This window comes from Saccharospirillaceae bacterium (assembly GCA_022448365.1).
In the GTDB taxonomy this organism is placed as follows: Bacteria; Pseudomonadota; Gammaproteobacteria; order Pseudomonadales; family Oceanobacteraceae; genus Bacterioplanoides.
The window spans coordinates 710,831-737,044 of sequence record JAKVCS010000001.1 but is presented as its reverse complement, the minus strand read 5'-3'; the positions used below and the strand labels follow the sequence as shown (position 1 = coordinate 737,044).

Annotated in this window: 23 protein-coding genes and 1 pseudogene; 15 read left to right on the top strand and 9 right to left on the bottom strand. The window is 48.2% G+C overall.

Going from position 1 to position 26,214, the window contains the following annotated elements:
• Window positions 1-141 precede the first annotated feature (141 nt).
• The 4 genes from MK185_03385 (at window position 142) to MK185_03370 (ending at window position 3,793) form a co-directional block, all read left to right on the top strand.
• A complete protein-coding gene (locus tag MK185_03385; GenBank protein MCH2039661.1) occupies window positions 142-744 on the top strand; it encodes a peroxiredoxin in 603 nt (200 codons plus the stop codon).
• A gap of 231 nt (window positions 745-975) precedes the next feature.
• A complete protein-coding gene (locus tag MK185_03380; GenBank protein MCH2039660.1) occupies window positions 976-1,686 on the top strand; it encodes a response regulator transcription factor in 711 nt (236 codons plus the stop codon).
• Window positions 1,683-3,098, top strand: coding sequence for an ATP-binding protein (locus MK185_03375; GenBank protein MCH2039659.1), 1,416 nt, complete (start codon window positions 1,683-1,685; stop codon window positions 3,096-3,098). Before MK185_03380 ends, MK185_03375 begins: the two co-directional genes overlap by 4 nt.
• An 11-nt stretch (window positions 3,099-3,109) precedes the next feature.
• Window positions 3,110-3,793, top strand: coding sequence for a PepSY domain-containing protein (locus tag MK185_03370; protein MCH2039658.1), 684 nt, complete (start codon window positions 3,110-3,112; stop codon window positions 3,791-3,793).
• 50 nt (window positions 3,794-3,843) lie between these two features.
• On the opposite strand, the gene MK185_03365 is transcribed toward MK185_03370, so the two are convergent.
• From MK185_03365 to MK185_03350, 4 genes are all read right to left on the bottom strand, one after another.
• Entirely contained in the window at window positions 3,844-4,680 is an 837-nt protein-coding gene (locus tag MK185_03365) for a M48 family metallopeptidase (GenBank protein MCH2039657.1), read from the bottom strand.
• Between the two features lie 2 nt (window positions 4,681-4,682).
• Window positions 4,683-5,183 (bottom strand): YbjQ family protein, encoded by a 501-nt coding sequence (locus MK185_03360; protein ID MCH2039656.1) that lies wholly within the window; start codon window positions 5,181-5,183, stop codon window positions 4,683-4,685.
• Window positions 5,183-5,503, bottom strand: coding sequence for a YbjQ family protein (locus MK185_03355; protein MCH2039655.1), 321 nt, complete (start codon window positions 5,501-5,503; stop codon window positions 5,183-5,185). The genes MK185_03360 and MK185_03355 overlap by 1 nt, the downstream gene beginning before the upstream one ends.
• Window positions 5,504-5,799: 296 nt before the next feature.
• On the bottom strand, window positions 5,800-8,289 hold the full coding sequence (locus MK185_03350; GenBank protein ID MCH2039654.1) for an acyl-CoA dehydrogenase: 2,490 nt from the start codon (window positions 8,287-8,289) through the stop codon (window positions 5,800-5,802).
• Window positions 8,290-8,684: 395 nt separating this feature from the next.
• Between MK185_03350 and MK185_03345 the strand changes: the two genes are divergently transcribed.
• From MK185_03345 to MK185_03330, 4 genes are all read left to right on the top strand, one after another.
• Window positions 8,685-9,935 (top strand): hypothetical protein, encoded by a 1,251-nt coding sequence (locus tag MK185_03345; GenBank protein ID MCH2039653.1) that lies wholly within the window; start codon window positions 8,685-8,687, stop codon window positions 9,933-9,935.
• Window positions 9,936-9,956: 21 nt separating this feature from the next.
• Window positions 9,957-10,664 carry an OmpA family protein gene (locus MK185_03340; protein MCH2039652.1) on the top strand — a complete coding sequence of 236 codons (708 nt, stop codon included), beginning with the start codon at window positions 9,957-9,959 and terminating at the stop codon, window positions 10,662-10,664.
• 32 nt (window positions 10,665-10,696) lie between these two features.
• On the top strand, window positions 10,697-11,164 hold the full coding sequence (locus MK185_03335) for a hypothetical protein (GenBank protein MCH2039651.1): 468 nt from the start codon (window positions 10,697-10,699) through the stop codon (window positions 11,162-11,164).
• A gap of 332 nt (window positions 11,165-11,496) precedes the next feature.
• Entirely contained in the window at window positions 11,497-11,835 is a 339-nt protein-coding gene (locus MK185_03330) for a hypothetical protein (GenBank protein MCH2039650.1), read from the top strand.
• A gap of 103 nt (window positions 11,836-11,938) precedes the next feature.
• Here MK185_03330 and sph read toward each other — a convergent pair whose 3' ends face one another.
• Window positions 11,939-13,513: a sphingomyelin phosphodiesterase gene (gene sph, locus MK185_03325; GenBank protein MCH2039649.1), complete on the bottom strand. Its 1,575-nt coding sequence runs from the start codon at window positions 13,511-13,513 to the stop codon at window positions 11,939-11,941.
• Window positions 13,514-13,948: 435 nt separating this feature from the next.
• Window positions 13,949-15,208: a saccharopine dehydrogenase NADP-binding domain-containing protein gene (locus tag MK185_03320; protein ID MCH2039648.1), complete on the bottom strand. Its 1,260-nt coding sequence runs from the start codon at window positions 15,206-15,208 to the stop codon at window positions 13,949-13,951.
• A gap of 307 nt (window positions 15,209-15,515) precedes the next feature.
• Here MK185_03320 and MK185_03315 point away from each other — a divergent pair, with 307 nt between their 5' ends.
• Window positions 15,516-16,517: a DUF1852 domain-containing protein gene (locus MK185_03315; GenBank protein ID MCH2039647.1), complete on the top strand. Its 1,002-nt coding sequence runs from the start codon at window positions 15,516-15,518 to the stop codon at window positions 16,515-16,517.
• Window positions 16,518-16,532: 15 nt separating this feature from the next.
• Window positions 16,533-17,561: a methionine synthase gene (locus MK185_03310; protein MCH2039646.1), complete on the top strand. Its 1,029-nt coding sequence runs from the start codon at window positions 16,533-16,535 to the stop codon at window positions 17,559-17,561.
• A gap of 121 nt (window positions 17,562-17,682) precedes the next feature.
• On the opposite strand, the gene MK185_03305 is transcribed toward MK185_03310, so the two are convergent.
• Complete coding sequence (locus MK185_03305; protein MCH2039645.1) at window positions 17,683-18,516, bottom strand: sulfite exporter TauE/SafE family protein; 834 nt, start codon at window positions 18,514-18,516, stop codon at window positions 17,683-17,685.
• Window positions 18,517-18,751: 235 nt separating this feature from the next.
• Here MK185_03305 and MK185_03300 point away from each other — a divergent pair.
• From MK185_03300 to arsH, 4 genes and pseudogenes are all read left to right on the top strand, one after another.
• Window positions 18,752-19,024 (top strand): annotated as a pseudogene (locus MK185_03300) (metalloregulator ArsR/SmtB family transcription factor).
• Window positions 19,025-19,205: 181 nt separating this feature from the next.
• Complete coding sequence (locus tag MK185_03295) at window positions 19,206-19,697, top strand: arsenate reductase ArsC (protein ID MCH2039644.1); 492 nt, start codon at window positions 19,206-19,208, stop codon at window positions 19,695-19,697.
• Between the two features lie 10 nt (window positions 19,698-19,707).
• A complete protein-coding gene (gene arsB / locus MK185_03290; GenBank protein MCH2039643.1) occupies window positions 19,708-20,727 on the top strand; it encodes an ACR3 family arsenite efflux transporter in 1,020 nt (339 codons plus the stop codon).
• 114 nt (window positions 20,728-20,841) lie between these two features.
• Window positions 20,842-21,567, top strand: a complete 726-nt coding sequence (gene arsH, locus MK185_03285; protein MCH2039642.1) for an arsenical resistance protein ArsH — start codon at window positions 20,842-20,844, stop codon at window positions 21,565-21,567.
• 96 nt (window positions 21,568-21,663) lie between these two features.
• Here arsH and MK185_03280 read toward each other — a convergent pair whose 3' ends face one another.
• The gene (locus tag MK185_03280) at window positions 21,664-23,724 is read right to left on the bottom strand and encodes a neutral/alkaline non-lysosomal ceramidase N-terminal domain-containing protein (GenBank protein MCH2039641.1); all 2,061 of its coding nucleotides are present in this window, start codon (window positions 23,722-23,724) and stop codon (window positions 21,664-21,666) included.
• A 140-nt stretch (window positions 23,725-23,864) separates the two neighbouring features.
• Entirely contained in the window at window positions 23,865-24,482 is a 618-nt protein-coding gene (locus tag MK185_03275; protein MCH2039640.1) for a DUF924 domain-containing protein, read from the bottom strand.
• A gap of 74 nt (window positions 24,483-24,556) precedes the next feature.
• On the opposite strand from MK185_03275, the gene MK185_03270 reads away from it, so the two are divergent.
• Complete coding sequence (locus tag MK185_03270; protein MCH2039639.1) at window positions 24,557-26,119, top strand: cation:proton antiporter; 1,563 nt, start codon at window positions 24,557-24,559, stop codon at window positions 26,117-26,119.
• Window positions 26,120-26,214: the final 95 nt, after the last annotated feature.

Below are 26,214 nucleotides of genomic sequence, written 5' to 3'. Positions count from 1 at the left end.
GCGCTTTGCTATAGCCTCGATTGGAAAAACTAATCACAACTTGGTTGTTGGACAGTATAGGTGGGATTAACCTGAAACGCGTTGTATCATATCCCGTTCAAATCATGCAGTTATGCAATCTTTCTTTCAAGGAGTTCAAATATGAGCGTATTAGTAGGCAAGCAAGCCCCTGATTTCACCGTTCCTGCGGTACTGGGCGATGGCACCATCGTTGACGAGTATTCTCTGTCCGAAACCATCAAAGGCAAATATGCCGTTATTTTCTTTTACCCATTGGACTTCACTTTCGTGTGTCCATCCGAGCTGATCGCTCTGGATAAGCGTATGGACGCGTTCAAAGCGCTGGGTGTTGAAGTGATCTCTGTATCCATTGACTCTCACTTCACTCACAACGCATGGCGTAACACGGATATCAACGCGGGTGGTATCGGTCCGGTTAAATACACCATGGCTGCTGATATCGATCACGGTATCTGTAAGGCATACGATGTTGAAACTGAGGGCGGTGTTGCTCTGCGTGGCGCATTCGTAATCGACAAAGAAGGTGTTGTTCGCGCTCAGAACATCAACGATCTGCCACTGGGTCGTAACATTGACGAATTGGTGCGTCTGGTTGAAGCGCTGCAATTCCACGAAGAGCACGGTGAAGTTTGTCCAGCTGGCTGGAACAAAGGTGACAAGGGTATGGATGCATCTCCGGAAGGTGTTGCTAAGTACCTGTCTGAGGGTACTGAGCAGCTGTAAGCTGAACTCTGTATCTGAAAAACCCGCTTCGGCGGGTTTTTTTATGCACGATGTTTGCGGCCAGGGGTTGAATGTAACAAACGTAAAAATGCTACACATTTTAGCCGCTGACTCGATAATTAATCGCGATTGAAAAGCATTCGTAATTTTAGTGTATGATGCGTTTGCAGAGCTCCTGACTCTTTGAGGCAGGGGCTTTTGTCGTTTTAATCGCGAGTATTCGAGGTGTGTATGGTTGCACGAATCCTGATCATTGAAGATGACCTGACAGTTAACCAGATATTGTGTGAGAAGTTGCAGCATTCGGGTTATCAGGTGGATTCGGCACACGATGGTGAACTGGGCCTGACCATGGCGCGTCGACAGGATTACCACCTGATTCTGCTCGATATTATGATGCCTGAGAAAGACGGACTTACAGTGCTTGCCGGGCTGCGCTTGCGTAAACAAACCCCGGTTTTAATCCTGACTGCGCGCGGCGGAGAAGAAGACCGGATTCAGGGGTTTAAAAGCGGCGCCGATGATTATCTCATCAAACCATTCAATATGACGGAATTGCATTTGCGGGTGGAAGCAATTCTGCGGCGCAGTAATCCGGAATTGTTTTCACCAGTAGCAGGTCGACAACCGCAGCATTTGTTTGAATTCAACAGCCAGCAGGCCAGTGTCCGGATTCTCAGCGAAACGGCGACCAGCCAAACACTGGGTGTCACACTGATGGAATACGATTTATTAAAGGCGCTGGCGGATCAGACGGGAGAAGTGCTGACCAAGGCGTATTTGTATCAAAACGTATTGCTGCGGGAATTCAGCCGTTACGACCGTACACTGGATATGCACATCAGCAAAATACGTAAAAAACTCAACGCCGCTGGTCTCGGGGTTAATTTGATTAAAACCGTGCGTGGTCAGGGTTATTGTTTGGATCTGACAGAAGTATGAAGCAGATCGTATCTTATATGGCCTCACTGCGGCTGTTCACCAAGTTCTATTTGTTCATGGCGTCGTCCACTATTTTATTAGTAACAATAGTGGTTTTGCTCAGTGATTATGTTGAAAGCAAGCTCAGCCTGATAGAACCGGAGCATCGACAAACCCTGCGACTCTATGCCAGTCAGGCAAGTAATCTTTATTTGCGTTATCCCGATATTGACCAACGTCAACAGGAACTCAATAGCTGGCTGAAGCAGCTGATGACGAAAGAAAATACCTGGGCGGCAATGGGTAAAACTCAGGCAGAATGGCTCGCCGGTGAACTGGATACCCGCTTGTTTGGTGAAAATCCCGATCTCAGTGTCGGCCGCAGTATCGACTATCCCATTCATCTTTATTACAGCTTTAATCCAGTGATGAAACTGCGCATGGAAGGCACCGATTATTTTTTGTTTATTCAGCTCCCGCAAAGGATGCGACCCGGTACCTATTCACAAGAGATTGACCATGCGATTACCTATGGCTTACCGGTATTACTTGTCGCTTTATTTGCCGCGCTCATGTTTCGTCATATCAATGCGCCACTGACGCTGTTGCAACATGTGACCAATCGTTTTCGGAGCGGGGATTACCAGGCGCGCACCATCGGTGATATGAAGGGTCGTCAGGACGAATTTGGCGAACTGGGACAAAGCTTTGACGCCATGGCAGACCATATCAGTGTATTGATGCAACGCCAGCAGCAATTAATTCAGGATATTTCTCATGAATTGCGCACACCCATTACCCGAATCAAACTGGCCCTGAGTGATAACCAGGATGATCCGGCGTTACAGCGGGTTGCACGTGAAGTTGATGGAATGCAGTCGTTGCTTGAAGACACTCTGACGTTATCCTGGCTTGATAATGCAGAGTTAAATAACAAAGAAGGTTTCGCCCTCGAAACTCTGGATATCTGTTTATTGATTGATGCCATCGCTGAAGACGCCCGATTTGAATTTCCTGATCATTACCTTGTTTTGCGCTTACCGGATGAATGTATTTTAGAATACAGTAATCACAGAGCGTTGGGCCAAGCGATCGAAAATATCGTGCGTAATGCGATGAAATACAGTCCGTTGGGCAGTGAAGTCACTGTCAGTCTTGAAGAATCGGGTAACGACGTGATGATTGAAATCAGTGATCAGGGCCCGGGCGTCAAAGAAGAGTATCTGGATGCGATTTTTGAACCTTTTTTCCGCCTTGATAAAGCCCGTACCAAAGATGAAAAAAGCTCAGGGTATGGCTTAGGCCTGGCTCTGAGCCGACGTCAGATTCAGGCGCTGAGAGGTTCCGTCATCGCCCGGCTAAACCATACCGATGATAGTGGCAGCCAAACCGTAGCTGGTCTGGCATTTGAAATTCGTTTACCTCGTAAATAGCGATAGTTGTTATGTCTCATTCTACTCAAACCGCCGATCCCGCTTCGCAGGAAGCGGTTGTTACAGCTCGACAAAAAACCGCCAGAACACCGGGTAAAAAGTCGCGTAAAAAACACACCGCTCGTTTCAGTCTGGGGGCTAAAGGTCGTAGCTTTTGGGTACGCTGGCATACCTATATTTCCTGTTTTTTTCTACCGCTGGTTTTGCTGTATGTTATTTCAGGTTTTTTATATTTGCTCGGTTTTGAAGGCGGTGCGGCCAGCTCTGAAAAAATCGATATACAGCTGACACAAGAACAGCAGGCCAATTTCCCACAGGATGAGCAAGCTGCACGACAGTTATTTACGCAGTTTTATTCTGAAAAATTGCCGCAACTCTATTATCACAGCGATCATTTACTGAGTTTCTGGGATATTCATCACGAAGTGATGATGACTGAGCCAGAGGCGGACGGTCATGCCCATATAATTGTCGAAACTAACGATTGGATGCGTCAGCTGATTTATATTCACAAAGGACTGGCGGGTGAGTTATTCCGCTGGTTGGGTATCATGCTGGCATTGAGCCTGGTATTCAGCATCATCAGTGGCGTGTTGGTTGCACTGGCGGTACCGAAAATGAAAGCAACGGCAATTCGCTGGATCAGTATCGGCACCGTGGTGGTGGTGCTGGCGTATCTTGTTGCCAGATTCTGACTGAGCGGATTCAGCCGCAAACATTGATGTTGTCGCTGGCTGTTTGGTGTTCAGAGTTTCAGTGCTGGTTCCAGAGGCGTTAGCTTTCCGGCTGTGGTAAAAGCGGCAATAGCTTCGATACGTTCGCTGGTTAACGGATGTGTCTGCATAAAATCCAGCGTCTCAGGTGTTGCTGAAAATGCGTCTTCTGTTTCGAGTTTTTGAATTTGTCTGAAAAACTCGTCTGCACCGCTGGTATGGCCGTAAGTCATCATGAGTCGCTGCAGCGCATATTCATCCGATGCTCTTTCCATATCACGGCTGAATGCCAGCACCGTCAGCATTGAGGTATTCTGAGTTACCATCTGAGCAATATTATCGCCGCCTAACAGCGCCATTATCAGACCCAGCGAGAGCTGTTCGAGTGCCAGGATCATTGGGTGGCGCAATTCTATGTGGGCGTATTCATGCGCCAGAACCATAGCCAATCCATTTTCCGATTGTACGTTTTCTAACAGCCCACGAGTAATAAAGATATGTCCACCTAACGTGGCAAAGGCGTTGGGTGTTGCTTCATCGGCAAGGTAATGAACGCTGACGGGCAGGGCATGTTCGCCAATCAGTTTGTTTAATAGCTGTGAAAGTGCTTGTTCAGTATTCCGCTGATCCATAGTGACGGTATCAGTGTCTTGGGCATCGGAATCCGGCGTTGTAGTCTGCCAGGCTAATTCCCAGGCGTATGGAATCTTGGGCGCAAGCCATGAAGCACTGCTGGCCAGTGCCCAGGTGGCCGCAGATATGAGCAGCACAACCGCAATCGCCAGAACCAGAAAGTCTTTCAGTGGATGCTCGTTCTTATTATTGATGTGATCCGGAAGAATCGGATTTTCCAGCGGTTGGCGACTCATGATTATGAACTGGCTGCGGCCAGATTACTGCGGGCAATGCGTTCAGCGCGCATATCGGGTGTTGGAATCAGTGCGGTGCCATACGCCAGTACCTCTACGGAACCCAGGCTTTTTCCGGCATTCTGGCCAATACGTGAGGTTTCAAACCTGAGGTTAAAAATCGCATCGGCGCCTTTATTTTTCGCCTCTTCCTGCATTCTTAATACGGCTTCACGACGGGCGCGGTCGAGCAGGCTTTCGTAAGCTGCCACCCGGCCACCAAAGATTGACCGTAGCCCTGCGGCAACGGTTTTAAAATAGTCCACTGAAATGACAACGTTGCCGCTCACCAGAGCACTTTCATGCTGGCTGAATTCCAGTGGCGGGGTTTTTCCCGGCATCACCAGTAATTTACGGTAAGCCCGTTCACGCTGATGAATGCGTTTATAATGACGTGATTCGGCCATGCGGCCAAAAAAATAGCCCAACCCCAGCAACGCAAGAAAGACAATAATCTGGCCCATTAGCGGTCCTCCACGATCACCGCGGTTCCGTAAACAAAAATCTCCGATGCCCCGGCTGCAATGGATGATGTCGAAAAACGCACGTTTACAATTGCGTTGGCACCGATGGCTTGCGCCTGTTCCTTCAGTCGCTCAATTGCCTCATCGCGAGATTCTGAAAGCAGTTCGGTATAACCTTTAAGCTCTCCACCAAAAATATTCTTCAGCCCGGCCATAATGTCGCGGCCCGCGTGTTTAGCTCTTACTGTACTGCCCTGAACCAGTCCCAGGTGGCTGATAATTTCTTTGCCTGGGACTATTTCCATATTACTGATCAACATATCTGACTCCTTTGTTAATTGAGCACTATATTAACGAAATTCTTAATCACAGGCCAAAACCTATCTGACGAACCGAAGAATTTAGTCAATCAGGCAAGACGTCGTAATCCCGTTGCTGCTCTGACGCTAAGATAAGCCTGATTAGCTGGCTACCAAATGCAGATCTGAGTGGTTGTCGCCAGCTGATAGGGTAGCAGGCGTCATTGTCAGATTGGATGGTTGTTTTAGCGGGTGCAATAAAAAAGCCCGCCAGTTGCCTGGCGGGCTTTTCAGCACTTAGGATGTGCTAACAGAAATTAAACTTCAGCAGTTTCTTCTGTTTGTTTCTTACGGGTCTTCTTTGCTGGAGCAGCCTCATCATGCTTGATGGAAACCTCACCGAAGTGTTCCAGTGGGAAGTCGTCCACGTTAACCATATCCAGAACGTCCTTCTCGAATGCGATCATGAAATCGCCTTCGTCTTTCGTCAGGATACCCATCTCAACGGCATCATGGATGCGGCCTTCGATGGTCAGATTAGATTCATCGAACTTACCAGCTTTGATGGCAATGCCAATCTTCTTGTAGATCGGATCAGCTCGTTCAACGCGATCCAGCAGAGAGTCATATTGGAACAGAGGGTTCTTGCCGTTGTCGCTGCGGTAGATGCCTTCGATCAGACGCTCACGAGTCGCCGTGTTGGCTGACGTCAGGTCAACAATCTTAGCAATCATCTTATCGCTAGGTTCAGTCGCAGTACGACCCAGAGGCATCGTCAGCGCACGCAATAACCAGGCAACAGGACGCGCCGGCAGGTTCTCGATAAGACCAACCTGAGCCGCTTCAAATTCAGAGAACAGCTTGTTCATAGCGTATTCAACCAGAATCAGATCTTCTTTCTGACGACCCTGATCTTCCCAGTGCTTCAGCACCATCGAAGCCAGATACATCTTAGAGACCATGTCAGCCAGACGGGCAGAGATCAATTCGCGGAATTTCAGCTCGCCACCCAGAGAGAACATACACATATCAACCATCAGTGCGAAGTTCGCCGCGTAACGGTTGATCTGCTTGTAGTATTTCTTGGTTGGGCCAGAAACAGGAACGCTGGTGATCGCTGAGTTAGTCAGGCTCAGAACCGCAGAACGGGACATGTTGGAGAAGATGAAACCGAAGTGACCAAACAGTGCTTTATCGAACGCTTTCAGGTCATTGGCTTTCGCTGCATCCATTTCTGACAGTACGAATGGATGACAACGGATCGCGCCCTGGCCAAACGTAATCATGGAACGAGTCAGGATGTTCGCGCCTTCTACGGTAATGGCAACAGGCACGGAGGAGTAACCGGATTCAACGTAGTTACCCGGACCTTTGATGATGGCCTTACCACCATGAACGTCCATGCTGTCGATTGCGATCTGGCGAGCAGCTTCAGTCAGGTTGTACTTCAGAATGGCAGAAGGTACGGATGGCTTTTCACCCTGATCGATAGAAATGGCGGTAACGCGCGCTGCAGCTGCACTGATGTAGGCATTACCAGCGATGCGTGCCAGAGAATCCTGAACACCTTCCAGTTTGGCAATCGGTACACCGAACTGACGACGAATACGTGCGTAAGCACCGGCTGCAGCGATGCCGTATTTGCCACCACCGGCACCAGAAGAAGGCAGTGTAATACAACGGCCAACAGACAGACACTCAACCAGCATGCGCCAGCCTTCACCGGCGTTATCAGCGCCACCAATGATGAAGTCCAGCGGGATAAATACGTCTTTACCGAAGATCGGGCCGTTCATGAACGGAGAGCCAATCGGCTTATGACGGTTACCGATGTCCATACCTTTCAGGTTACGCGGCAACAGAGCAACAGTGATGCCGACGTCGTATTTGTCGCCCAACAGTTTCTCCGGGTCAAACATACGGAATGCCAGACCAACAACGGTAGCCACTGGTGCCAGGGTAATATAACGTTTTGAGAAGTTCAGTTTCAGGCCCAGAACTTCTTTTCCTTCCCACTCACCTTTACACACCACACCGGTATCCGGCAAAGAGGTAGCGTCAGAACCAGCACGCGGGCCAGTCAGACCGAAACATGGAATTTCACGACCGTCAGCCAAACGTGGCAGGTAGTGATTTTTCTGTTCTTCAGTACCGTACTTCAGTAACAGCTCGCCAGGGCCCAAAGAGTTTGGTACACCAACGGTAGAGAATACAGCACCTGACAGACCAGACAGCTTCTGCAAAACAGCAGACTGAGCCTGAGCGGAGAAACCTAAGCCGCCGTATTCTTTTGGAATGATCATAGAGAAGAAGCGTTCTTTCTGGATGTACTCCCACACTTCTTTTGACATGTCGCCCTGGTTAGAGATTTCCCACTCATCAATCATGGAGCACAGGGTTTCAACCTGGTTGTCCAGGAACGCGATTTCTTCCGGGCTCATTGATGGGTTTGGGTGATCGATCAGTTTGTGCCAGTTAGGCTTACCTGCGAACAGTTCGCCATCCCACCAAACAGTACCGGCTTCTAAAGCAGTTGCTTCAGTCTCTGACATTTCTGGCAGAATCTTCTTGTAAATAGCGAAGATCGGGCGGGTGATGGTATTAGCACGAAAGCTTTCAATGCTCAGTACCGCAAGCACAGCTGTCAGAACAGCGGCGATGGTGGTGAAAGTTGCAGACGCCGGGCCAAAGAAACCCAGAGCAGCAATAGCACCTACCACAAGTGCGGAGGTCTTCAGGTTAACGCGCTTATAGGCTAAGCCCAGCAGCGCAACGATCAGGAGCAAGCTCCCCAGAGTTGTAGACATGATTAGAACCTCAAGTCATGGCCGTTAATCGGCACGTTTTTGATTTTTGGAGTTACCACTGCAAGGCGTTGTAGTCACTGTTTGTAACCAATGAAAAGATCCACTCGCAGGCGTAGCAGCGGATTTTATACAGTTAGCCCACCTTTTCGCAAATGCCATGCAGGAAAATATAATCTTCGGATTGTTGATTTTATGGAACAAGTTTGACTGTAACTGGTCGAGGTTTTTGCTTGCGGTTCAGGGGTATCGAGTAATACAGGTCTTAAACTGTCTTGCGGATACTCGATTGGCGTGTAATGACAGAAAATATCCGGGTGTTTATAGCCAATAAGCGAAATAAATTTCTTGAACTAGACTGGTTTGTAATAAACCAAGTTTGTTTGAGACATTTTTACATGATGGCGCAATTTTCTGGTTGGACACTCGGCTTAATGGCGGTGATTGTCATCCTGACGCTGTACTTCCATATCTACCGATACTCCAATCGCACGGCGGAGATCGCTCCCAATATTCTCACCAGCATCGGCATATTCGGTACCTTCCTCGGTGTTGCTCTGGGTCTGTGGCATTTTGATACCGCTGATATTCAGGGCAGCGTACCGAAACTGATGGATGGCCTTAAAACCGCTTTTTGGTCGTCGATCGTTGGTTTACTTGGGGCGCTGACGCTAAAGATACGTGCAGCCATGGCACAGGTTGGTCGCCGTGAAACCTCTCAGACCCGGGTAGCCACCATTGATGATCTTGATGCCTCACTGAAACATCTGGCTGACCAATTTCATCCGGAGCGAGAGGATGCACTTCCGCGCGCATTTGACCGGAATCATTTGCAAACGCTTGATCGCCTTGATCGGATTGTCCACAGCCTCGACAGTTATCAGGAGCGGATGGCAGAGGCTAATGCCAAAGCTCTCGTCCAGGCGATTGAAACGGTGATGCGTGATTTCAATACCCGCATCAACGAACAGTACGGCGATAACTTCAAACGCCTGAATGAAAGTGTCGGTAAGATGCTCGACTGGCAGAACAATTACCGAGACCAGTTACACCAGTTGATCACCGAGCAAGAACGTACCGCCAGCTCGATGAAAGAGGCCAGCCATGCGTTTGAGTACATGGTGAAGCATGCCAATGCATTCAACGGAATTTCTGAATCGCTGCAGGACCTGCTTAATGGTCTTGAGGCTCAGCGTCAGAACCTGCAGTCTCAGCTGGGCTCGCTGGCAGATCTGGTGAATCATGCGGCCGATGGCTTACCAAAACTGGAAGATCGGGTGGTCGCTTTAACACAAGGCATGGCTGAAGCTGTGCAATCCCAGCAACGTTGGGCCGTTGAGCAACTTGGTGCCATGCAACGGGGGGTGGAGCAACAGCTGGAACAACAGTTACAGGCGTCGAATGACCGTCTGCAAGAGCAACAACATCATAGTCTGCAGCAACTGCAGCGTTTGGGTGAGCGGGTAGAGCGTCAGGTTCAGTCGCTGGACGAAAGTATGGAAGAAGAACTCAACAAGGCGCTGAAATCTTTTGGTATGCAACTGACTGCTCTGTCTGAGAAATTTGTGAGTGATTACACTCCACTGACCAAGCGCTTGCAGCAACTGGTCAAGATGGCTGAATCTGTTACCGATATCGATAATGACTGATTGCCGGAATTATAAAGACGAATGAACGAAAATGAACTGGAACAGTTAAAAGAACAGGAAGGTCACTGGGTTGCTGTCTCTGATTTAATGGCTGGCCTGATGATGGTTTTCATGTTGATCTCGATCATCTTTATGGTGAACGTCGAGACGGAGCGTAACAAGATTCGTGATATCGCTGTTTTATACGACCATCTGCGCACGCAGTTGTATGACGATTTAAACCATGAATTTGCTCCCGATATGAAGCGATGGGGAGCCGAACTGGATAAAGATCTGGCATTTCGTTTTAACAACACCGACGTATTATTTGATCAGGGTGAGGCGGAGCTAAAGCCTGAATTTGCCGATATTCTCGCTGATTTTTTTCCGCGCTATGTGAATATCATTACTCAGCCTAAATACCGCGATGACATCCTCGAAGTGCGTATTGAGGGTCATACTTCAAGCGCCTGGTCAGGTGCGGCGACAGCAGACGATGCTTACATCCGTAATATGGATCTGTCGCAAGAGCGTACCCGAACCACATTGGGGTATGTGTTAGGTTTGAATAAGGTGTCTGATAATAAGGAATGGTTAAAATCACACCTCACCGCCAATGGCCTATCTTCCGCCAAAGTGGTACGTGCTGATAATGGCGATGAGAACGCCGAAAGCTCGCGCCGGGTTGAATTTCGTGTGCGTACCGATGCCGACAGTCGAATTGCCACTATTCTTGAAAAAGTCCTGTAGAAGCGAACCTTGTCTGCCAAAGCTGAATTGCTATGAAACTGCCTGATTTCCTCGAAGATCATGACTTAAATAATCTGCGCGAAAGAATGGGTGCGGATAAACCGGGTGAGTTCGAATTGTTCGACCCTCAGAAACAGCTTACGTATTCCGAGCGCGAAGCATTAGAAACCGGAGAGTTTGAAGTCAATGCGGGTGAACTGAGGGTACTTAAAGACAAGACTCTGGCGTATAAAAACTCCCGGCTTTGGCTGAGTCACGATAATAAATACCACCTGGCTTATTGCCAGGAGGTACAACAACTGCGTCATCGTCAGCACAATGTGCATTGCGGTACAGAAGCGAATAAAGAGGATGACTTATGCCTGGAGTGTCTGGCACTGTTGAAATATCACGGCGTTGATAATCGACGTATCCGTCGCGGTGAATTTATCGATCAGGTGCAGGAAGAATTTGAATTATCTGAATTTAAGCGAGACTTTCCCTTCTATCCGGTTGAATGATCTGATTAAGGAACATTTATTTGACCAGAATATTACTGACTTATTCTGCTGTCATATTTCCGGAATTATCGACTGTCAGTCTCGGATGATTGCGATTAACAGACTGCTACCGGATATCAATCTCAAGGAAATAACAGAGGGGTAACGTTGCCATGCATCGCATTTAAAATTCCATATTCTAATTGTTATGTTATATCTTTTCTTCATTATTAATAAATGGAATAAAAATATAGTTGCTCAGTTTTTATGATTGAACTCAGTATTTTTAAGTATTGGAAGTGCTGTGTTAATGGCTAGGATAGGGATACCTGTAATTTCATAAGGAATAGAAAATGGCTTGCGAACATACTGCATCACACCCTGAGCACCAGCATGGTCCAAATTGTGGACATACTGCGATTCGTCATGAGGGTCATGTTGACTATATTCATGATGGTCATTTGCACCACCCGCATCAGGATCATCAGGACGAACACGTTATCGAAGTAAGCGATAGCAATCCGGATGGTTGTCATCCGCTAAACAGCTGCGGTGATCATGTGCATGGTCCGGGTTGTGGTCACGAAGCGGTTCCCCACGGCGACCATATTGATTATCTCGTGGATGGCCGTCTGCATCATGTTCATGATGGTCATTGTGATGACCATGGACCAGTAGAGGTGGTTAATTAACTCGCTGTGAATGTACAATGACCGAAAGTCAAAAAGCCCGGCTCTGATACATCAGAGCCGGGCTTTTTCAGGCTTGAGTTTCAACACTCAGAGCTAACCGAAGTTATTGAGCATACCTTAGCTTAGTACTCCAATCCTGCTTTTCACCCTGGCCCATTTCAACAGTGAACGTTTCATTGGCGCCAACAGTTCCAGACCACATAAACATATAATCTTTCCACGAGCCGGACGGCCAGCGCTGCACATAATAGTCTTGTCCATTCACAGTATTGCGATCAACAAAGGCGACCTTATCGCCATTTTTCAGACAATCGCCATCATCGTTCAGAATACGGATGCGCAGTTTATTCGAGGCATTATCGTCTTTTGTGTAATACGCGTAGTTCCCGGCGCCACCACCTAACCACCAGTTCCAATAGGAACCTGCACGAGCGTTGCCTTGTACCTGAACGAAATCATCGTTACGAATACAGAAAGCGCGATCTTTCGGGAACCAGTTGTCCAGATTAAAACTGGTTGCAGTGTCATTGGCTGAACCGTTGATGGTCATCCAGCCATCGCTGTCACCAGAATCAATCTTGATATAGGCACCATTGGCTTCATTACGGAAACGCACCTGGCTGTAGGGTAGGTTCACATTGCGATAGCTCTCAGTGCGGGTATTCGCGTCCGCGTATGAGAAACCGGCAATCGGATAGTGGTCGGATAATTCCTGATACTGGTAGTTACCGGTATTCCAGCGTGGTGATGTGACGTCCAATGACTGGTTATGCCAGTAGGTTGGCTGAGCGTGATCACGAGAGACAAAAATATAATCAAGGTATTCGCTGGGCAGATCGGGATACTGGGTAGCCGCCATACCATTTGATTTCGGGTCCCACGAGGTATCGAAACCTGCATAAGCATCAGGTGCAGTCACACGCAGTGTCTCAAGCATATCAGGGTACTCGTCACTGCTTTTAATCACATTAAAGTCACCGCCAATAAACAGAACTTCATCCGCTGGAATATTTTTCCCGGCAATAAACTGCTGCATTTCGATGAATTGTTTTTTACGCACCGCAGCGGCATCAGAGCAACCACTGTTTTGTGCCTGCGCATGAGTTCCGATAACGTGATAGTCATTGCCGTTTTTATTCAGACGGACATAAACAAAGCCTTTGTTGGAAAACCAGTCGGCGGCACAGGCATCTTTATAAACAAACTGGATCTGCTCCTCGATTGGCCAGCGACTGATAATCGCAACTCCGCCATCTTCCGGAGTGGTGCTGCTGTAAGAACCCAGTGTCTCGTCCCAACCATCGTAGCCTCGACCCATGACCGGTGTCTGATTTGGATACTGATTTTTCAGGCCATCGAGCAACACCTGAGAGGCGCTGTTATGGAAAAGTTCATTCAGAATGATGGCGTCATGACCCTCAATAACATCTGACTGCAGAATCAGTTCTGCACGCTCAGACTGTCCGTAATCCGATACCGCACCCGGCAACATAAATACGTTATAGGCCAGAAGTTTCAGGTCATCGGCGTATGCCAGACCACTCACCGGTGCAGCGTCAATTGGCTGCGATGGTGGTTGTTGAGGCGTAGGGGAAGGTGAGTTCGACATAGCTTGCGCAGGACCGCATATTGCTGCCGCCATTAGCAAAGCGCTCAGTCGTTTATTTATAGGGAACATTTCGATCTCCACTGATTTTTAATTATTTCGAGCCGTTTAGGTGGGAATCCATTCCCGATCCAGCGAAGTCTAAAACTATTTTATGAACTGAAATATGGTAAATACGGGCCAGGTTGAAAGCTTATTTAATCGCCCTGTTCATGGCCGACAAAAACAAATATTGCTATTGCATGTTGTCGGAAAGTGGCAGTTTTTGACGCGAAATATGAAGCTTATTTCAGCCTGGCAGATGTATTTATTAAGAATTGTCGCGTTTGCTTGTGCAGCAGAGCGCCTGAATACGGTTGGCAGTCGCGCGATAATTGAGTTTCTCTGGCTCATCAATCGCAACTTGTCGCTGTCAGAATGTGGCACCGGATGGTGCCGTCGGATTGCAGATATGAACACTATGCTCCGGAATACTTTTGCAACCGGGGCATAGTGAATCAATGGGTGTTACTTCTCCAGCACCTCAAATTCAACACCAGCATGATCGCGCAAACGTTGAATATAACGATCGTCGAAAATGGATGCAGGGGTCCAGAAGCCCCCTTTTTTACCTTTCTTACGGGTACCGGTATGAAAATCCAATGCCAGAGAGGCAGCCGCCTGTCCCAGTACTTTGGCGGTTGATCCGTAACCGGGATCGCGGTCGCCGGTTACTTTTGTAATGATCGTGCGGCCGTCTTTCAGGAAGCCTTTGAAACGAATGTCGTAAAACCCGTTTTTCTGTTCTGTTGGGCTTGGGCCTTCTCCGGGTTTCGGCAGCACGTAACTCTCCAGCAGCCAGCGGGTTGGTTTGATCACGGCACCGACCATAAAGGCACCCAGGCCACCGACAACGGCCATCGCCATCATACGTCCTTTAATCCCTTTGCCTGTTAGCATGGCCTCGTCGTAGACGAATTCTTCGCCGTAAGCTTTCTCACGCAGTGCATTGGTTCGGTGAACCACGCGGGTGTTAATTGCGGCCATGATAAACGGCGTTGCCCAGGACTTAAAATCTTTATCCATGACTGAACTGGTCACGTTAGGCTGACGAGCTGTAAATCCGGTGCCAGGCGGGCAGATCGAAAACGGGTTGGCCAGCTCTTTACGCAGACCCGGATTTGCAACGGCTTCTTTTGTAAGGTTGATGATACTGGCAACGGTACCTCCGGACATACCGCCTTTAGCGGCTTTAACCCGCATCTTGATACGTGGGGCCATGGCACCGAATTCCTGCTCTGCCTGTTGTTGCAGGAAGTAGACACCCATATCCGAGGGAACGGAGTCGAAGCCACAGCAGTGTACAATTCGTGCTCCGGATTCCTGGGCTTTGGCTTCGTATTTCTCCAGCATACGTCTGATCCACTGAGCCTCACCCGTGAGGTCGCAGTAGTCAGTACCATTTTCGGCGCAGACTTTCACCAGCGGTTCGCCGTATAAGGCATAAGGGCCAACGGTTGATACAATGACCTTAGTTCTGGCAGTTAACTCTTTTAACGCTTCCTCATCGGCCGCATCGGCGATCAGGTATTCAACGTCTTTGGCTTTGTCACCCAGAATCGGTGCCAGAGTGCCACGGACTTTTTGTAGCTTACGTTCACTCCGGCCAGCAATAGCCCAGCTCAGCTCGCCATCCAGACCATAGGTTTCCGCCAGGTAGCGGGTCAGAATTTCACCAACAAAGCTGCTGGCACCAAACACAATCAGATCAAACTTTTTAGCAGGCATAACCCTTTCCAAACGTTATTTCCATAATGATGACGGAAAGTTAGCAGTGTTTATTGGTCAGATTAAGGGCCAATGATGCCGTTTCAGCAGAAAGCGTTGCCGTTGGCTGCATCTATTACGCTCTCTTAGCTTGTCTGAATCGACAGAAAGCGGCATTGATTCCACAGGATATTGTCTGTGTCTTTCTAATATTGAGATAATTTCAACTTTTAGTGAAATAATATCGTTTTTACTCATGTTCAAGTCTGCGTATAACGGATACTCAACAAGACACGTTGAAATGAACGCAGGAAAGGAACAACAGATTATGAGTAACGAAGTCGACAATGCTGCTGGCAACCACTTCAGGTATGGGATTAAAAAAATCAATTTTGACGAAAATTATCAGCCTGTGGACGGCACCCGTATTACCACCAATTTTGCTAATCTGGCTCGTGGTTCGAGCCGCGAGCAGAATCTGCGTAATGCGCTGCGAATGGTCAATAGTCGTTTTAACGCGTTAGCGCCCTGGGACAATCCAAAGGGCGACCGTTATGCGGTTGAACTGGAAATTGTATCCGTTGATATTGATATTAATGGTAACGGCGAAACGTTTCCGACCATTGAAATTCTCAAGACCCACATTGTCGACAACAAAACCAATAAGCGCATTGAAGGGATTGTTGGCAATAACTTTTCATCGTATGTACGCGACTACGACTTCAGCGTGTTGCTGATGGATCATAACAAAGATAAACCTCAGTTCAGTATTCCGGAGGACTTCGGTGATCTGCATGGCAAATTATTTAAAGATTTTGTCCGCTCTGAGGCCTATCGACAAAACTTCAGTAAGCTTCCGGTTATTTGTCTGAGTGTGTCCGATAATAAGGTGTATCAACGCTCGGACAATCAGCACCCGGTATTGGGAGTGGAATATCTGCCGAACGAATCATCGTTGACAGAACAGTATTTTAAGAAAATGGGTCTTGAGGTGCGTTACTTCATGCCGCCGAATAGCGTGGCGCCATTGGCATTTTATTTCTTTGGAGATCTGCTGACAGATTACACCAATCTGGAGCTGATCAGCACCATCAGCACCATGGAAACTTTCCAGAAAATTTATCGTCCGGAGATTTATAACGCGAATGCCGTCGCGGGAACGCGTTATCAGCCAAACCTCAAGCACACTGATCATTCATTAACTCAGATCGTTTATGACAGAGTAGAGCGCAGTCAGCTGGCAGTCACCCAGGGTAAGTTCGCGGAAGAACATTTTATCAAGCCGTTCCAGACCGTACTGGAACAGTGGTCGGCAAACTGCGTTTTATAGAGGTTGAGCAAAATTATGAAAACACTGTTACCAACTTCAACCGCTGGCAGTCTGCCTAAACCGGCCTGGTTGGCGGAACCGGAAAAGCTCTGGTCGCCCTGGAAGCTGGCGGGAGAGGAGCTGGTCTTGGCTAAAAAGGATGCGCTACGTATTACCTTACAGGAACAGGATAATGCAGGTATCGATATCGTCAGCGATGGTGAGCAAAGCAGGCAGCATTTTGTAACCACATTTATTGAACATTTGACTGGTGTTGATTGGAAAAATAAAAAAACCGTATTTATCCGCAATCGTTACGATGCAGAAGTGCCGGGTATTGTTGGTCCGGTTTCACGCCAGAAACCTGTGTTCGTCGAGGATGCAGAATTTTTGCGTTCACAGACTGACCAGCCGATTAAGTGGGCCTTGCCTGGTCCAATGACCATGGTGGACACCTTGTATGATGATTATTATAAAGACCGCAAAACCCTGGCGTTTGAGTTCGCCAAAGCGCTGAATCAGGAAGCCCGGGAGCTGGAAGCGGCAGGGGTCGATATTATTCAGTTTGATGAACCTGCATTTAACGTGTTTTTAGGTGATGTGGTTGACTGGGGAATTGAAGCGCTGGAAAAAGCTTGTGAAGGGTTAACGTGTGAAACTGCCGTTCATATTTGTTACGGCTATGGTATTCAAGCGAATACGGATTGGAAAAAAACGTTGGGAAGCGAGTGGCTGCACTACGAGCAAACATTCCCTGCGTTACAACAATCATCACTCGATATTATCTCGCTTGAATGTCATAACGGTCGTGTGCCTTTTGAGGTATTGGAACTGATACGCGGTAAAAAGGTCATGGTAGGAGCGATAGATGTCGCGACGGATGTCATTGAAACGCCAGAGGAGGTTGCGGTTACTCTGCGTCAAGCGCTCAAGTATGTCGACGCCGATAAACTCTATCCATGCACTAATTGTGGTATGGCTCCGCTGGCGCGTGATATTGCTCGTAATAAGTTGAAAGCACTCAGTGCCGGCGCTGAAATTGTCCGTCAGGAGTTGGTAGGCTGACCAACATTGATGGTGGGTCAAAGAAAGAGTAAACCGCAAAAAATAACCGGGTTATGGATATTGTCCATAACCCTCCAATCCCCTCACTGATTATTATGATCTTACCGGAATGCGTTCTTGATTATGCCCAAAAGATCTGAGCCAGCATCCGTACGCCGGTAATTAATAACACCAGTGCAAATACCTTCTTCAATTTAGCAGCATCTAATTTGGCCGCTAAAGCGGCACCAACCGGAGCAAATTTAACCGTTAATGGTACGATGCATATAAAGCCAATCAGGTTCACCAGGCCAAAAGTGGCTGTTGGTGCATCCGTTGGTGTTTTGCCCACTACCAACATGGTTAAAGCGCCCGGTAACGAAATAATTAAACCGATGGCTGCGGCGGTACCCACCGCTTTGTGTGCCGGATAGTTATACAGCGTTAACAGCGGTACAGAGATGGTTCCGCCACCAATACCCACCATGGCGCTGAAAAAGCCAATCGCGGTTGCCATCAGACCTTGTCCGGTTCTCCCCGGTAGTTGCGGAAATATGGCGGCTTTACCGGATCGCAACAACATGTTCAAGGCTGAAAGAGTAGCAATCACACCAAACAACACCGTCAGCCAGGTGCCATCGATACGAGTCACCAACCAGCTGCCAACCAGTACCCCGGCAAAAATAAACAGAGCCCAGCGCTTCAGTAATTCGGTATCGACATTGCCTTTTTGGCTGTGAGCTCGAATCGAGCTGACTGACGTTGGGATAATGGTTGCCAGTGACGTTGCAGTAGCGACGAGCATGGCGGACTCCGGCGATACACCAAATCCCTGAAACAGAAAGAACAGTACCGGTACGATAACAATGCCGCCGCCGACACCTAACAAACCAGCAAGAATGCCAGCGAAGATACCGGTGGCGATCAGAGCCAGCAAAGTAGGGAGGTTGGTTGTTATCAGTTCAACAATGTTCATGCGCTTCTATTGCCAGATTAAGGAAGTTGCGGCCGTAATATACGCACACAATAACTTGAACAAAAATGGTTTGTTTTCAATTTATTATTAATAAAATTCAACTGATGGCGATATTGTCCGGTGTTGTGGGCCATGGGTCTGTCATCACATCGGTCGAATTTCAAATGGTCCATCAGGATTTGACATATGAAAAAACATATATATGATTTTTCATATATTAATTCTTGGGGCAAATATGTTGTCGTTATCTGGGCGATCACCACAAGCGCTGTTTAAGTGTATGGCGGATGAAACACGCCTCGCTTTGCTGCTGTTAATTCAGCAACACGGTGAGTTGTGCGTGTGTGAACTGACGGAAGCGCTGCAACTGAGCCAACCGAAAGTGTCTCGTCATCTGGCACACTTGCGCGAGAGCAACCTGCTGGTTGGGGAGAAACGAGGCCAGTGGGTGCACTATTTTCTGCATCCCGAACTGGATGGCTGGGTGAAGGAGCTGATTTCCCATACCTTAATGCATAATGCCGATTTTTTGGCTGATATTAACCAACGTTTATGCAAGGTCAGTCCACAACGCGCCGCAGAGACGGATTGTTGTTAAGTCGCTGAATATTAAATACACCATGTTGGATAAGTGGTGCGTTAAAGAACACCTGAATATCTGGATATCCTGGTCAAGTGAGAGGTAAAACGTGAAATTATTATTTATCTGCACCCATAATCGCTGCCGCAGCATTCTGGCGGAAGCCATTGCGCGCGATGTGATTACCAAAGAAAACTCTGATTGGCAGGTACGCAGTGCCGGTAGTCAGCCCGCGGGTGTGGTTTACCCTGGCACGATTAATTTCCTGCAACAACAGGGTATTTCGACTGAAGGTTTGCAAAGCCAGAGCTGGGATGAGTTTGAAGAGTATTTTACTGACTCAGAAAGCGGTCCAGTGATTGCTATCACTGTGTGCGACAGCGCTGCGGGTGAATCCTGTCCTGTGTGGTTCGGCCGGGGCACCAAGGCGCACTGGGGATTACCGGACCCATCCAAGTTAGACGATAAAGCTGAGCAGGCTGCACTGTTTGAAAAAGTGGCGGCGACATTAACAAAGCGTATCCAGGCTTTATTAACTGCAGATGTTACAGATGATGCGCAGCTGCATCAGGTATTAAACGATCTAAGCACAATACGTTAAGAGAAATAGAATGGGTATTTTTGAGCGTTATTTATCGATATGGATTGCTGTCGGTATTCTTGGCGGCGTGGTCGCAGGTTTATCAGTCCCTGAGCTGTTTACTGCTATTGCTGGTTATGAGTTTGCACACGTTAACCTGGTGGTTGCCGTTTTAATCTGGATGATGATTTATCCAATGATGGTGCAGGTGGATTTTTCGGCGATAAAAGATGTCGGTAAAAAACCACAAGGCCTGGTTCTGACCCTGGTTATCAACTGGTTGATTAAGCCCTTTTCAATGGCAGCAATAGGTTGGTTATTTTTCCAGGGGCTATTTGCCGATTGGGTCGATCCTCAGACGGCCAGTGAGTATATCGCGGGAATGATTTTATTAGGGGTAGCGCCCTGTACCGCCATGGTGTTTGTCTGGAGTCAGCTGACCAAAGGCGATGCTAATTACACCCTCGTCCAGGTATCGGTTAACGATATTATTATGATCTTTGCATTTGCACCGCTTACCGCGTTTTTATTGGGAGTAACCGATGTTGAAGTGCCCTGGGAAACGCTTCTGTTGTCTGTGGTGTTATACGTTGTTCTGCCGTTGGTGGCGGGTGCGCTAACCCGCAAGGTCTTAGAACGTCGGCATGAAGACCATGCGATCGAGCATTTTACAGGCAAATTAAAGCCCTGGTCGATCATTGGTTTAATCAGCACCGTTGTAATTTTATTTGGTTTACAGGCACCTACTATTGTCGAAAAGCCGCAGGACATTGTATTGATCGCGATTCCACTGATGATTCAAACCTACGGTATCTTCTTTGTCGCCTATTTTGCTGCGTTGAAACTGAAACTGGCCCATAACATTGCCGCTCCGGCTTGTATGATTGGTACCAGTAACTTTTTTGAATTGGCAGTTGCCGTGGCTATCTCATTATTTGGTTTGCACTCGGGAGCGGCTCTGGCGACCGTTGTGGGTGTACTGGTGGAAGTGCCGGTGATGCTATCGCTGGTGTGGTTTGCTAACCGCACTCGTGGCTGGTTTGAGAATTAATCAAATATCAGAAATCCCGTGGGCGCTTCGCTTACCCTGCCTACACAAATTGAATTATGTGATCGTAGGGTGAACAAGCGAAGCGCCTTCCGCCGTTATAAGAGTTTATTCAATATGACAGATTTAAAAAAACAGGAACCAGCCAATCTGGTTGACGATTGTTTTCAGGTTCCAACTCAGGAAAAGGTATTCGCTGATTCCATAAGCGAACATAAGCCACGAATTTTATTATTGTATGGCTCATTACGTGAACGTTCTTTCTCTCGTTTAGTGGTAGAGGAAAGTGCCCGTATTTTAGAAAAGATGGGTGCAGAAACCCGTATCTTTAATCCGTCGGGTTTACCGCTGCCGGATGATGCTGACGCAGAGCACGAAAAGGTTCAGGAACTGCGTGAGTTAGTGCAGTGGAGTGAGGGTATGGTGTGGTGTTCGCCTGAGCGTCATGGTGCAATGACAGGCATTATGAAATCTCAGATTGACTGGATTCCGCTATCGTTGGGTGCCGTTCGCCCCACCCAGGGGAAAACCCTGGCAGTGATGCAGGTTTGTGGTGGTTCGCAATCGTTTAATGTGGTCAATCAACTGCGCGTGTTAGGGCGTTGGATGCGTATGTTAACCATCCCGAATCAGTCTTCTGTCGCCAAAGCCTGGACGGAGTTTGATGATAATGACCGGATGAAGCCGTCGGGTTATTACGACCGTATTGTTGATGTACTTGAAGAGTTGGTGAAGTTCACTTATCTGGTTCGTGACCGCAGTGATTACCTGGTTGATCGTTATTCTGAACGAAAGGAAAGTGCGGAAGAATTAATGAAGCGTGTTAATCAGCGCTCGATCTGATTTCTCCTGAACAGTAACGGCACCGGATGTTTTAATATCCGGTGCTGTTACTGCAAAAATATCAGGCTCTATTGTGAGATCAGAATGTACCGCGGATTACAGAGTCACGACCTCTGAAACCAACGGTCTGTCCGCTAAACGACGCTGAATAACAAAGCGATATTGTTTGCCGGCTGCCTGCGCTTGAGCGGCTTGTGGGTTGTACCAGCGCACTTCATACTCTGCCATCCCCTGATCTTCTTCGTCCGTTAAACGCACTTCAACATCGTAGCCCTGATCATTGATGATGTGTTTCCCAACCGCCAGTGGCTGCCAACCGTTATCGCCTTTTATTTCGATATGCGCCAATGGCTGGTGCAGATTAATTTTTGAAGCATTGACGCCAAGGAAGCGTACCGCGTAATAGTCTTCCTCATTGGCTTCGTCGGTATCAACAAATTCGGCTTGCTGCAATATTTTCTCCGAGCCGGTTGCTGCTTGCTCGACTGGCATCATATCGGTGATGTTCAGTGTGTAGGTCCAGTTGGACATCATTTCTTCCACTTCACCCTGAGTATTAAAATCTTTCGCCAGTTGCTGTAACTGTGCGCTGATGTAGGGCGTGGAGTATTGGCCGTACATCGTTGAGCCACCTTCATAGGATTGATACTGGTACTCCTCCGGAGTGACCGAATAGCCAAAATAACCGTTGGCTACGCTGGTTACCCAGCTGTGCTCTATTTTTTTGCCATTGGCATTAAATTCTTTTTTTACCTTGGCCGCAGCGCGTAAACCGGATTGTGTGGTCATCTCAAAGGGCAGCGGCATAATCAGAGTATCGTTGACACGGACAATCTGAAATAACACCGTCGTAGGGAACGAATCTGTTGGCTCCAACAGGGGCTGGAACCAGCTGGTCCCGAGAATACGCTTATTGCCCTGGCAGCCATCTGTACCGAACCACAAACGTTTTGATCCCCAGCCGCCGCGTAACGTTGGCAGAACACTTAACCACGGACTGCGACGCTCGTACGCACCGCCGGCAGTGGCTGTGCCGACATACGGTGTGTCACATAATTCAACATCGGCAATTTTATTGTTATCACGAATATTAACTTCACGTGCTGCACTGGCAACGGTCACGTCCTGGCTAAGGTCTTTTTCCAGCGAGTTGAACAAGGCAATGGCTTCTTTACCGATACCGATGCCTAACTCTCGTGCTGCAACAAAGTCCACATCGGCGTGTGAAAAGTAGTTGTCGCCTTCTTTTACCGCTGGTGCCATATCCCCTTGAGTGCCAGTGGTCATGCCATGCAGTACCTGCCAGCTTGGCTGATATTTGTTCTGGATATCCCATTCTAATTCGCGTTGGGCGTAGGCAAATAAATCGCCATTGTAGACACGAACCGGTGCACTGATGACGGTGCCATGAACAGAGAAACTGGAGAAAGCTCCCAGTGGCTTGTACTGGCCATCGTCGTCCAGCGCATCAATGCGCACCATATACAGGGACGGATTGACTTCCTTAAATTTGGTTTCCGGGTCTTCTAAGTCCAGATCACCTTTACCGGGGTTTAAACGATACGCTTCCAGCATGCGGTTGCGGTTATAGCCATATATGTCTTTGCGGCCGGTTGCGACTTTTGCCGGACGGCGCTGTTTATGTGCTTGTAAAACACCTGCGGCGATGCGGTTGCTGATTTCTTCCAACAGCTCAGGCTCCAGACCCTGAATACTGGAGAAGTGCTTGTTGTAGAAGTCATTATGAAAATGGTTACCAAACGACGAGTGGCTGTGTGTACCGGTGATAAAAATATCACCGGGCTTCAGACCCGTTTTTTCTGCGACTAATGCGGCCACCTTGTGATGCATCAGCAGCGAACTGCCTGCCAGGTCTCCCTGAATCATCGCAATCGATTGGCCTTTACCATCGTTGAGGTAAAAGATTCGGGCTTTTAAACGGGTACGGAAACCAATCGCCTTGTTACCCAGAATCGAATATGCGCCTTTGGCAATGCCCGGAGGCGGTGTGATATCGACAGCAACAGCGGCTGCGGTAGCGGTTTCCTCCGTTGCAACGGCAGCGGCTCGCGGCTGATCAATGGTAAAGGTCTGTTGTGTGCTGCAGGCGCTTAGCACGGTTGTGAGTGCCAGCAGGCCCAGAAGTCGGATAGACATAAGCTTCCCTGAGGATAGTTGCATCGGTGTTATTGTTAGATGGTGTGATTTTGCACGAAAGTACTACTAAGTAAACAGGGAATATTCCGCCACTTTGCAGGCAAATGAAGCGCGATGGGTGTCTTTATTGGCGGCGGTAATTAGAATCCCGAGCCGGGCTGCTGCAGAAACTCGATTTCCTCGGTAGTGCTTTCACGTCCCAGAATGGCGTTTCGATGTGGGAAGTGCCCGAAGCGATCCACAATAACCTGATGCCTTCGGGCAAAGTCGATAAAGCCATCGGCGGCTGACTCGAAAGAGTCGGGTGAATCGGCTTTCAGCTGCTGAAACTTTTCCAGACACAAAGCTTGCATCTGGGGACTCTCGGCGTGTTCCAGCGGCATATAGAAGAATACTCGCTGAATCGGACGTAACTGCTTGTCGTGGCCGAGGCGAATGCCTTCCAGGCACCAGTGCAGAGCCAGGCTGTCCTGGGTGTATGACAGCGCGCTGTTGCGGTACATATTGCGGCTGAATTGATCCAACACAATGATGGCAGCCAGCCTGCCTTCGGCATCTTCTAACCAGTCATTAAACTGGCCGCGTAACAGCGCTTTTAATACCGGCTCAAAACGTTGACGAATATCGGTATCGACCGCCGGGTTTTTCTGCCACCAGAGCGCCGACTGGCGTTTGCTGATGTCATCATCGCTTAACGCCACAGCGCTATTATCCTGAGCTGCGTCAAACCAGAAGTCGAGAATGTTGTGTTTATCCATTTCTGCGCTGCCGTTATATAAGTCTGTGGGATACTATACGCCCATCTGATTTTGAATACTGTTTTATCTTATTTATGGACTTTCTCTGGATTCTGGTCGCCTTTCTGTGTGGCTTCGGCGTTAAACAATTGAGTATGCCACCGTTAGTCGGTTATTTAGCGGCCGGTTTTGTTTTGCACGCAGTGGGCGTTGAACCGGCCGAAAGCCTGGAAACACTGGCCAATATGGGCATCACTCTGATGCTGTTTACCATTGGGTTAAAGATTAACGTCAAGGCTCTGATTAAACCGGAGGTGTGGGCCAGTTCTGCGCTTCATACCGGATTATGGGTCGGGCTGTTAATGGCCATTATTTCGATGGCTGGCTGGTTAGGGGTGAGTCATTATTTTGATGTGCCACTGCATACCCAGGCATTGATTGGTTTTGCGCTGAGTTTTTCTTCTACTGTCTGTGTGGTGAAGATGCTGGAAGAGGCGTCTGAGCTGAAAGTACGCCACGGTAAACTGGCGCTGGGTATTTTGATTATTCAGGATATTGTCGCTGTGGTTTTTCTGGTGGTGTCTACCGGTAAGTTACCATCTTATTGGGCGCTGGCATTACTTGGTTTGTGGTTGATGAAGCCGGTTCTTGGCCTGGTGCTGAATCGCGCTGGTCACGGAGAGTTATTATCGTTAGCAGGGTTTTTTCTGGCCTTAGGTGGTGCTGAACTTTTCTATTTGGTGGATATGAAAGGTGACCTGGGAGCACTGATTATCGGTATGTTGCTGGCCAGCCATGCCAAGGCGTCTGAATTGTATAAATCTTTGATGAGTTTTAAGGATTTGTTCTTGATAGGCTTTTTTCTGTCGATTGGTTTCACCGCACTCCCCACGTTGGATATGGCGTTAACAAGTGCAATTTTGATGGCACTGCTGGTGGTTAAGCTGTTGCTGTTCTTCTTTCTGTTGCTGGCGTTCAAAGTCTCTGGGCGCGCATCATTTTTAACTGCATTGGCGCTGACCAATTACTCGGAATTTGGTCTGATTGTCGCCCACCTGAGTGTGGGGAATGGTTGGATGTCTCAAGACTGGTTGGTGATTATTGCGCTGGTGATGTCGGTTTCTTTTATATTGTCGAGCTTTATGTATCGCAAAGCGCACCACTATTATGCGATTCACAAAGACAGCATTAATCGATTCGAACGCAACGGCGCCCATCATAAGTTTGATCGTCCGGTGGGGGCGGAAGTGCTGGTGTTGGGCATGGGACGGGTTGGCAAGGGAGCTTACAGCGCATTGCAGCCTGAATACGGTGAGAAGGTTTGGGGTATTGAATCCGACCCTGAGCGAGTGCAGAAGCTGAAACAACAGGGGTTTTCGATCGTGTTAGGTGACTCAGATGATATGGAATTCTGGCAACGGGTTTGTACACAGAATATTCGTTTGGTGATGTTGGCATTACCGTCACAGCAGGAAATCCTGAGCACATTGGAGATGCTGAGAATGTCGAATTATCAAGGTAAGGTGGCTACGGTAGCGCGTTATGAGGATGAGCGTGAACAGCTCTTAGCTCTGGGGGTCGACGTCGTCTTCAATTATTACGCTGAAGTTGGAGCAGGATTTGCTGCCGAGAGTCAGCATTTATTGTTGGCCGACTGAGTTCAACTTACAGAGGAAAGCAACATGGTGATGGTGACAGCGTATAGCAGGGGATTAGCTGCACCTGCGATACGCTGAAGAAAAAGATTGCTGAT